Genomic DNA, 9,038 nt, shown 5'->3' on the forward strand with positions numbered 1-9,038 from the left:
TAACTCCTCGCGGAACTGCTGCCGTTCGGCGGTCAGCCCGCCCCCTTGTGGATACCGCATGCTCCGGTGATACCGCAGGGGACAGCCGCCCGTCAGCCCCTACGACACCACGAGTTCAATCTCAGTAGCCCGGTGAGTTTTCGACGTTACGCGCTGGTCGTGCCAGAGCCAGCGACTTCCTTGAGCCGATCGTACACGTCATAAATGAATCGGATGATGACGATTGAGGCTGCCTAATTACCTTCCCAATCAAGTGCTGGGGTCCACGTCACCGCGGCCATGTACGCACCGCCAGCGCTGCCAGACGCTCCTGTCTCTCCTGGATCGTCTTTGGCGTCCACGTCGCGCTTTCGCCGACTTCTCGAGTCAAGGTGAGCTGCGAATTCTGGAAAATTTGAGCCTTATCCTCGAACGGTTTGTTGCCGAGTCGGGAATTGGAGCCAGCGGGCATCAACACCATATTGCCGAGGCGATAGATCCAGCTGTCAGCGTCCTCGCGGTTCTCGCTTTCAGTGATGAACTCAGACCAGTCTTCCACCAGAGCGTTTTGTGGGTAAATGTGCTCTAGGTTGACCTCGTTGGGATTTTCGTTGGGCACAAACTCCGGTTGCTGATCCTTGTTGCAGCTCTTTTCCAGAGCACTCAGGTAGTACCGAGCGATCTTACTAGCGTCACCTCGCCCTAGCGTGGCCAGGGTGAATTGTGCCCTAAAGTCGCTGTCGGACGGAATGAGATCATTCAGGCGATCGCGAATCTGGGAGACGTTCGTGATATCGCCCTGGCGGATACCTACGGCAGTCTGCGAGTAGAGGTCCTCGTAGCGACCTCGGTTTATTCCGCCCGTAATCATGCCGCGGACAGACCAGCTGACCATGGCTTTGAGCAACTTCTCTATCTGCACGGGCGGCAGGTGCTCAACTGCTGCAAGAAGGAGGATCTTATTGGGGACCAGATTGAAAAGAGCAAGCGTATCGAGCGCCGGTCGGCGGGCGGAGCATTTCTCGGCCCAGATCTCGTGGCTCGGGTCAGACAGGGCCGCATAGATGCGTGCTGCCATGAGGAGTTCTTCTGAGAAAGTCAGCGCTTCCTGGCTGCGTGTCACCCGCTTACGCATCTGTGCGTACAGGTCCCGCTCGGTAACCTTGCCTACCCGCGAGCTCCAGTAGTGGCGCAGGAATTTAGTGAACTTGTCATTGGCTGCCGTCAGGGACAAGGCGCCGATAGCCTTGTGCCAGTTGTTACGCACGGAGTCGAGGTGCAGCTTAGCTGCTCCGAACAAGTGGTTCTTCAGCAGGTCGGCAGTGGTCAGGTCTGCGCCGCGGTTATTGAGGGTCTCGAAGATGACGTACGCGTCGCCTTCAGAGGGGGTCTCGACGACGGCGAGTTGCGCGCGTTGCTGGACGTACTTGACCCATTTCAGGAGTTCATGTGACGCCTCCGCGCCATACCGCTCGCTGAGCTCTGCGAGCTGCTCGCGGAAGAAGCAGTACGCTTTGATGACGTCGGAGTCGGCCCGCTTGGCCGGAGGGGCCGGCAAGGTGCTGCGGGTGACGATACCGTGGAAGGGCGGGTTGTCGTCCTCGTTGAGCTTGAGATGCGGCTCCGTTCCCTCGGCGTCCCACGCCTGGCTCGCGAGGAACTCGTCGCCGATGAGCTGCGCGCGGGCGTGGCCCAGGCGATGCAGCTCGTCGCGGATGGCGGCGATCAGGAGCGAGGACGTAACGAGCCGCTGCTGGCCGTCGATGATCTTCTTGCGGCTTTCGGGGCCATCTTGGGTGAGGACGATCGTGCCGAAGAAGTACTCCTCATCAGCACCCGCACGGATCGCGCGGCTCAAGTCCATCCAGTAGTCCTGGACGGCTCCGTCCACCTTCCAACAGTAGGAACGCTGGAACTGAGGCACAGTGAGCCGGTCGTTCCGCAGGATTTCCCCCATGCCGAGGAGGTTGAGTTGGAGTGTGGTAGTGCCGTTGCGCGACGCCATGTCGTGAAGTCTAACCGCGGGTTGCGCATCCCTGGGAACCCTGTTGACCGGCCGCTGCAGGACACCTGAGACGCGGAACGCTGGTGCTCAACCACTGGTGCTGGTTCGCCAGTAGCTGCGCAGTTCCAACTGCCCGGACGCTGAGGCGTGACGCGGCGCACTGCTGGCTCCTGGGGATGTCACTGCTGCGCGGTACCGTGATGGATCCACAGGGCTTCGGGGGGCCAGCTACAGGCGCCGCGCTTCCGGGGCCCAGGCTTGAATTAGGACCACGACGCCGTGCTCGCGTCCGCGACCGAAGGGGGTGCGTCACTGTGACAACGTATGCTCACCGGGTGATCACGCCGGGCGATACTGAACCTGAGCACAAGTCATCGGAGGCCATATCGATCTCCCTTGCGTCCGCTTTGGGGTGCCTTGCTGCTTATGTGACGGTGCATCGAGGGCAGAGTGTCGCCCTGGGGGAGCTTCTTGCCGAGGCCGATCAACTTCCTTCCGACCTTCGTCGCCTCGTGTCACGAATCCTGGGGGCGCGTGCGAGCGGGCAAGGCTGGCTGCTCGCGAGCGAGGAGCCGGTGGTCGGCACACCAGCGATGGTCCCGCTAGAGGACCGGATTGCCGCAGCGTTGGCCGAGGTGGGGCCCCTCACCGAGGCAGAGATCCTTGAGCACCTCGCCGAGGAAGGCGATGCGACCGAGGTCCGGCGCGCACTCCTCGCCGACAGCCGTATCGTCATGGTAGACGGAGGGTGGGCCCTTGCCCGGAGGGAATCTGTTCAAGAGCTGCAGCTGTTTGACATGCCGCCTGCGGATCTGCGGACCAAGGGACGCCGCCGATCTCTGAGGGGCCGTGCTGAGGTGTGCCTAATGGAGGCTGGCCATCCCCTCACACTCCGGGTGCTGGTTGGCCGGATGGGGGGCGACGTGAACGTGGACTCCCTCAAGGCCCAGCTATCTGCCGATGATCGCTTCATACGGAGCGACGTGAGCGAGTGGGCACTCCGGTCCTGGGGGATACGACGATACACATCTGTCAAGGAGCTGGTGGCTGAGGAGCTCGATGAGGCCGGGGGAGCCATGTCCTTGGGCGATCTCCAGCGAAAACTAGGCAGGGACTTCACGATCAATGACGCTACGCTTCGCCAGGTGGCCTCTACGGCGCCCTTCACGACCAGCGGTGGCATCGTCAGACGGCTGAACGATGTCTCGGGTCAGTCCACGTCGGTGCCTGGCACTAAGTCACAGGTGTCAGGTGAGAGCGGTGCCGAACTGGGCGCGGGCGACGCCTCTGCGGACGAGATCATGAGCCTGATGGGGCTTTAGTGACTAAGAAGCGACGAACGCTGTGCGTGATCAACTTGGAGAGCGACTACCGCAGCGACCGCTCGAACCTAGTGAAGGACTTCTACGTTCCCGTCCTTGGGGCGTCGACGCATTACGACCGAGCGGTGGGCTACTTCAGCGCGTCGGTCCTCGCCGTCCTCGGCCAGGGGCTGGACGACTTTGCCTCGCGTGGCGGGCAACTGCGCATCGTGGCGTCTCCGCGGCTCAACCGGGAGGACATCGACCAGATACAGGCCGGGTACGCCCTGCGCGGCGTGCTGGAGCGCGCCGCGCTGCGAAATATCGAAGACGCGTGCCATGACCCCTTCGCGGCCCAGGGACTAGGGCAGCTCGGGATCCTTGTCGCGGAGGGGCGGTTGGACATCAAACTCGCCTACATCTCGGCGGACAACCGCATCGGCATGTACCACGAGAAGATCGGCGTGTTCCGCGACGGCCGAGACGTGGTCGCCTTCAAGGGAAGCGCCAACGAGACCCTGCCTGGCTTGGCCGGCAACTTCGAGTCCATCGAGGTCTTCCGGAGCTGGCACCCTGGCGACAGCGAGCGAGCCGTCCGGATCAGCCGAGACTTCGAAGACCTCTGGCGCGACCAAACGCCGCTTCTGCGCGTGATCGACTTCGCCGACGCGGCTCGCCCTCTCATCGAGAAGTACGCACGCGGCACCAAGGGCCAGGCCATCCCACAGATGCCGCCCGACGGAGCGACCATCACTCTGCCGTGGCCCGACGCCGACGGCATACTCACGATTCCCACGGACCTGCAGGTCCGTGAGTACCAGAAGGAGGCAGTCCGACGCTGGTTCGCCAACGGGCTGCGTGGCATCCTGCGGATGGCGACCGGCACCGGCAAGACGCTCACCGCGCTGTCAGCCGCTGCGCAACTCGCGAAGCGGTTGAAGCGGCAAGCGGACCTTCCCCTCCTGACCGTCATTGTGGTCCCTTACCAGCACCTGGTCGACCAATGGGCGCAGGACGTCGAGCGATTCGGGATCACCGCCATCCGCGCTTACGAGTCAACCGATGTGTGGTATCGCCGAGCCTCCTACCTCCTCGATGCCCTCACACTCGGCACCGCTCGCGGGGGCGCCATCGTGACCACCAACGCCACCTTCGGCAAAGGCATCCTCCAACCCCTGCTGCCCGCCACCGCGGGCACTTCCTAATTATCGGCGACGAGGTCCACAACCTGGGTGCCCGACGACTACGAGGGCAGCTGCCCGACGCTGCCGCTTACCGATTGGGCCTCTCGGCCACGCCCGAGCGCTGGTTCGACGACGACGGAACCGCTGCCCTACGGGAGTACTTCGGCGACATCGTCTTCGAGATGGGAATTGGCGACGCCATCAAGGCCGGAGCGCTCTGCCGCTACAGGTATACCCCTGTACTGGTCGAACTCGACGACGAGGAAGCTGAGCTGTACGCCGAGGTCACGGTCAAGATCGCCAAGGCACTCTCTGCACATCAATTTAGCGACGACGCCGACGAGGACAGCCCGCTCGGCAGGCTGCTTCGCAAGCGGGCCAACATCTTGGGGCATGCACGGGCCAAGCTTCCCGCCCTCCGTGGCGAGATCGCAAAGCGGCATAACGACTGGTTCCAGCTCCTGTACTGCGCAGAAGGTCGGCATCCCCTCGCGGACGGAGTGCATGGAAAACTCGACGAACCGACCCAGCTCGACCAAACCCTGCGCATGGTGGGCCATGAGCTGCGCATGCCTGCCGCCAAGTACATCTCCGACACCCTGCGTGAGCAGCGACGTGCCATCCTGCGGCGGTTCAGTGCAGGCAACGACCTCCAGGTGCTGCTGTCCATGCGCTGCCTGGATGAAGGGGTGGATGTGCCGGCAGCCCGCACTGCCTATCTCTTGGCCAGCTCGTCCAACCCGAGGCAGTTCATCCAACGCCGCGGACGCGTCCTGCGCCGCGCGCCTGGGAAGGACGTAGCCGACATCGTGGACTTCATCGTCGTCCCCCCGGACGGTATCGAAGCCCTGCATCGCGAGAGTGAACGCCGGATGGTCGCGCGCGAGCTCAGTCGAGTCACGGAGTTCGCCCGTCTCGCAGATAACGAAGCTGCCACCTTGGACACCTTGCGCCCGCTGCGTCAGCGCTACGGGCTCATGGATACCTGATCATTGAGACGAGTCGATGAACGAACGAGTGAGCGAGGAGGGGGCGATGAACGCTCAGGAAACCGCGAAGGAGATCCTGGAGAACCTGTCGCCTGAAGCCCGGATACTGGCCAAGCGTGTGCTGACGCTGGAGCGTGAGTACCTGCATGTGAAGAACCCAACCCTGCTCACCAGCAAGATCATGGACGCGGCCAAGGAGCTCGCCAAGTGAACCTGCTCAAGCTGACCGTCGAGAACTTCCGCGTGTTCCACGGCCGGCACGTGCTCAAACTGGACGTCACCGACGGCAAGCCGGCCGTGTTGATCTTCGGCATGAACGGTGCAGGCAAGACCACTCTGCTCAACGCCTTCACCTGGGCCCTGTACGGCACGTTTACCGGCGACGTCGAGCACCAGGACCGGATCATCAACGACCGCGCCTGGGCGGAGGCGGCCTTCGGTGCTTCCGTACATGCTGCCTCGAGACTGGAGTTCGAGCACGAGGGAGCGCTGTTCACCGTCCTTCGCGAGGTCCGGGCGGTCAAGGCATCCGAGGCCCAGGACCTACCTCGTCCTACCCTCGCGGTGACCGAGACCCGGCACGGCGAGAGCATCGAGGTCAAGAACGGCCAAGACCGGATCGAGAAGATCCTCCCCGAAGGGCTGCGACGGTTCTTTCTCTTCAACGGCGAACGCATGGAACGGATGTTCACTGGGGACGGCGCCGGCGACGTCCAGGACGCCATCAAGACCCTGATGGGCCTGGAGATAATCGAACGAGCCATCGGAGATCACCTGCCGGCAGCATCCCGCAAGCTCACCGCTGCAGCCAAGAAACTCGGCGGTGGGCGCCTCCAGCAGCTGGCCGACGCGCAAGAAAAGGTCGAGCAGCAGAAGGAGGCCATCCGCCGCGAATCGCTCAAGCTGTCCGAGAACATTTCCGCCTACAAGCGCGAGGTTGATGCGGCCAGCAAGGCTCTACTCGAGAACGGCCAAGCAGCGCCGCTCCAGAAGCGCCGAGTGCGGCTTGCCAAGGAGCTGGAGCAGGAGAAGATTCGCTACCAAGAGCTCCAGGAGAAGCATCGACGAGCGCTGGCCGAGCGGGGCTTCATCGCCTTCACCTCCGGCGTCGACCAGACCGTGATCGACCTCGCCGAGGGCATGCGCAAGCGCCAAGAGCTGCCCGCCGGAATCCAGCGGGACTTCATCACCGGGCTCCTGGAGGACGGCTACTGCATGTGCGGCACTCCCGTGCCGGCTGGCTCCGCCGGCCACACGGCCCTGCTGGAACGTTTGGAGAACGCCGGACTGGCAGACGTCCAGGCACGCTGGATGAACCTTCGAGGCAACGCCTCCCGGCTCATCGACGCCCGCAAGGCGCTATTGGAAGAGCTGCGTGAGATCAGTGCCGAGCTCCAGGCAGTCGAGGCCAGGATCAACGACCTAGACGCCGAGGAAACAGACATCGCCCGACAGCTGAAAGGCGTCGATGTCGTCGATGTTCAAAAGCTGGAAGACCGCCGTAAGGAGTACGACGACAAGCGCGTCGAGGCACTTGGAGCTCACCGGGATGCCGAGCGGGACATGGAGCGTATGGAGGAGGAGCTCACTCGTCTGCGTCGGCAGTTCCGCGCCGCCAAGGTCGAAGACGCTGAGGCGCATCGCCTGCAACGCCAAGTGGCGCTGGTTGACGAGGTACTGGAAGCCTTCCGCCGCATCCTTGACGTACGTACCGCGGAGGTACGAGGGCAGCTCGATGCCAGGGTCAAGGGGGTCTTCTCGCGGATCTGCATCAAGCCCTTCACTCCGGAGCTGACTCCCGACTTCGAGCTCAGACTCCACGCCACCGCCGCGGGCCCGGCCGCGATCCGCAGCACGGGTGAGAACCAGATCCTCGGCTTGTCGTTCGTCGGCGCAGTATCAGAGATGGCCAAGAAGATCCACGACCGCAAGCAGAAGACGGATGAGGCGAACCTTGACGAGGGCGGCATCTACCCCGTTGTCATGGATGCGCCCTTCGGTAACCTCGACATCGAGTACCAGGACCAGGTCGCCGAGTCCCTCCCTCAACTGACCTCGCAGATCGTCACCCTGCTCTCCCAGTCCCAGGCACGAGGCCGCGTGCTGGAGCACCTCCAGTCAGCAGCCTCTAGGGTGTACGTCCTTCGCTCGGTCACCTCCAAGGAAGACGCCAAGGAGCAGACGATCACAATCAACGACCGGGCCGTCCCATACGTGACCCGCGGCGATTTCGAGCACACCGTCTTGGAGGAGGTGTCCCTCTGATGGCCGAAGAACGGTTCCGGCGGCCCGCCGAGCACGAAGAGCTCCTAGCCGCCCTCGCCGGTAAGAGTGGTCCCTTCACGGCCATGTACGAGGTGATGATGTTCGCCGCCGCACTGGGCATGCGGAAGGGGCGCCGGGAGTCCTTCGAGAAGCACGAGGAGCCCATCAACCTCTCCCGCGTCGAGAACCGCTCATACGGTGACGTGCTCCTCGACCTGCTTGCTGCCGCCGAGATTCCGGATGATCCCAAGATTCTCGGAGACGACCGCCTCAAGGAGCGCATCCGGATCTTCGAGGAGTACGCGAACGGAGGGCTGAGCTATATCCGAGGTGAGTTGAACGCCGGCGGGGGACGTGACGTCACGGGCATCCTCAACTCGCTGGTCATGGAAGCTCTGACAGAGTCCCCAGACGAGCAGCCGGACGTCACAACGGAGATCCTGGCCACCGGCGATCTCGACTGGTAGAACACCCGACGCAGGCCACGCCGACGGTAGGAGGACCCAGCCGCGTGGGGAGGGGCCACCCATACCCCCTCCCCACGGCCAGCGGTTGATCAGCTAGAGGGCTCTCCCGCCCGGCGGCTTCGGCCTGCTCCCTGCTCTCCGCCCGCGCGATCATCTTCGGCTGGCGGGCTGACGGTCAGATGCACGAGAAGCTCGGAGGACAGTTCCCGTTCATCGCGGAAGACCGGCTGAGTGGCAGCCAGCCGGCGGCTCGCGGCCGCCACGAGACGGTCAGGGATTGCGGCGCCGAACAAGGCTTCCCATCCCGCTTCACCCAGCCCCGCGCTGAAGGCCCAGCCTGCACGGGGCAGCGACTCGCGGTCTTGCCTCTCGGGTATCGGCCCATCGAGCCGGTGAACCTGTGCCAACCCGTCCGGCGAGTCGTACGTCAGGGGCAGATCCTGGTCCTCAACAGCCCCTTCCGTGAGCGGATTCCCGTGGCCATTTCGCGTCTGCCACCCAGCCCGACTCAGCGGTGAGGTCACCCGGCTGGGGGCATGCTCGGGACGCAGCGCATCCCGGCTGTCACCCAGCAAGGTCATAGGCGAGCGCCTCCGTGAAAGCGGCGACTACCTCCCCTGGGCTCCCGTGGGAGAAGATCGCCGTCCATAGGGGGGCGTGGAGAGGCGCCGGCGCCACACGAATGACCCATAGCGCCTCGTAGAGAGGATGGGTGGGAAGGTACTGAGATTGAACTCGTGGTGTCGTAGGGGCTGACGGGCGGCTGTCCCCTGCGGTATCACCGGAGCATGCGGTATCCACAAGGGGGCGGGCTGACCGCCGAACGGCAGCAGTTCCGCGAGGAGTTA

At 63.7% G+C, this 9,038-nt stretch carries 9 protein-coding genes; 6 read left to right on the forward strand and 3 right to left on the reverse strand.

Features of this window, described 5'->3' with window-relative positions; translation table 11 throughout:
- Positions 1-268: 268 nt before the first annotated feature.
- A complete protein-coding gene (locus RM844_RS31850; RefSeq protein WP_311670936.1) occupies positions 269-1,984 on the reverse strand; it encodes a DUF262 domain-containing protein in 1,716 nt (571 codons plus the stop codon).
- 512 nt (positions 1,985-2,496) lie between these two features.
- On the opposite strand from RM844_RS31850, the gene RM844_RS31855 reads away from it, so the two are divergent.
- The 6 genes from RM844_RS31855 to RM844_RS31880 all read left to right on the forward strand — a co-directional run bounded on the left by RM844_RS31855 (position 2,497) and on the right by RM844_RS31880 (position 8,190).
- Complete coding sequence (locus RM844_RS31855) at positions 2,497-3,306, forward strand: hypothetical protein (RefSeq protein WP_311670937.1); 810 nt, start codon at positions 2,497-2,499, stop codon at positions 3,304-3,306.
- A gap of 26 nt (positions 3,307-3,332) precedes the next feature.
- On the forward strand, positions 3,333-4,490 hold the full coding sequence (locus RM844_RS31860) for a DEAD/DEAH box helicase family protein (RefSeq protein WP_311670938.1): 1,158 nt from the start codon (positions 3,333-3,335) through the stop codon (positions 4,488-4,490).
- 74 nt (positions 4,491-4,564) lie between these two features.
- On the forward strand, positions 4,565-5,458 hold the full coding sequence (locus RM844_RS31865) for a helicase-related protein (protein ID WP_311670939.1): 894 nt from the start codon (positions 4,565-4,567) through the stop codon (positions 5,456-5,458).
- 46 nt (positions 5,459-5,504) lie between these two features.
- Complete coding sequence (locus RM844_RS31870) at positions 5,505-5,669, forward strand: hypothetical protein (protein WP_311670940.1); 165 nt, start codon at positions 5,505-5,507, stop codon at positions 5,667-5,669.
- Positions 5,666-7,723, forward strand: coding sequence for an AAA family ATPase (locus tag RM844_RS31875; protein WP_311670941.1), 2,058 nt, complete (start codon positions 5,666-5,668; stop codon positions 7,721-7,723). The genes RM844_RS31870 and RM844_RS31875 overlap by 4 nt, the downstream gene beginning before the upstream one ends.
- The gene (locus RM844_RS31880; protein ID WP_311670942.1) at positions 7,723-8,190 is read left to right on the forward strand and encodes a DNA phosphorothioation-associated protein 4; all 468 of its coding nucleotides are present in this window, start codon (positions 7,723-7,725) and stop codon (positions 8,188-8,190) included. The genes RM844_RS31875 and RM844_RS31880 overlap by 1 nt, the downstream gene beginning before the upstream one ends.
- Before the next feature lie 89 nt (positions 8,191-8,279).
- Here RM844_RS31880 and RM844_RS33680 read toward each other — a convergent pair whose 3' ends face one another.
- A complete protein-coding gene (locus RM844_RS33680) occupies positions 8,280-8,771 on the reverse strand; it encodes a DUF317 domain-containing protein (protein WP_394814643.1) in 492 nt (163 codons plus the stop codon).
- Positions 8,755-8,991, reverse strand: a complete 237-nt coding sequence (locus RM844_RS33685; RefSeq protein WP_394814644.1) for a DUF317 domain-containing protein — start codon at positions 8,989-8,991, stop codon at positions 8,755-8,757. The genes RM844_RS33680 and RM844_RS33685 overlap by 17 nt, the downstream gene beginning before the upstream one ends.
- Positions 8,992-9,038: the final 47 nt, after the last annotated feature.

Source organism: Streptomyces chisholmiae (genome assembly GCF_031845445.1).
Classification (GTDB): domain Bacteria; phylum Actinomycetota; class Actinomycetes; order Streptomycetales; family Streptomycetaceae; genus Streptomyces; species Streptomyces chisholmiae.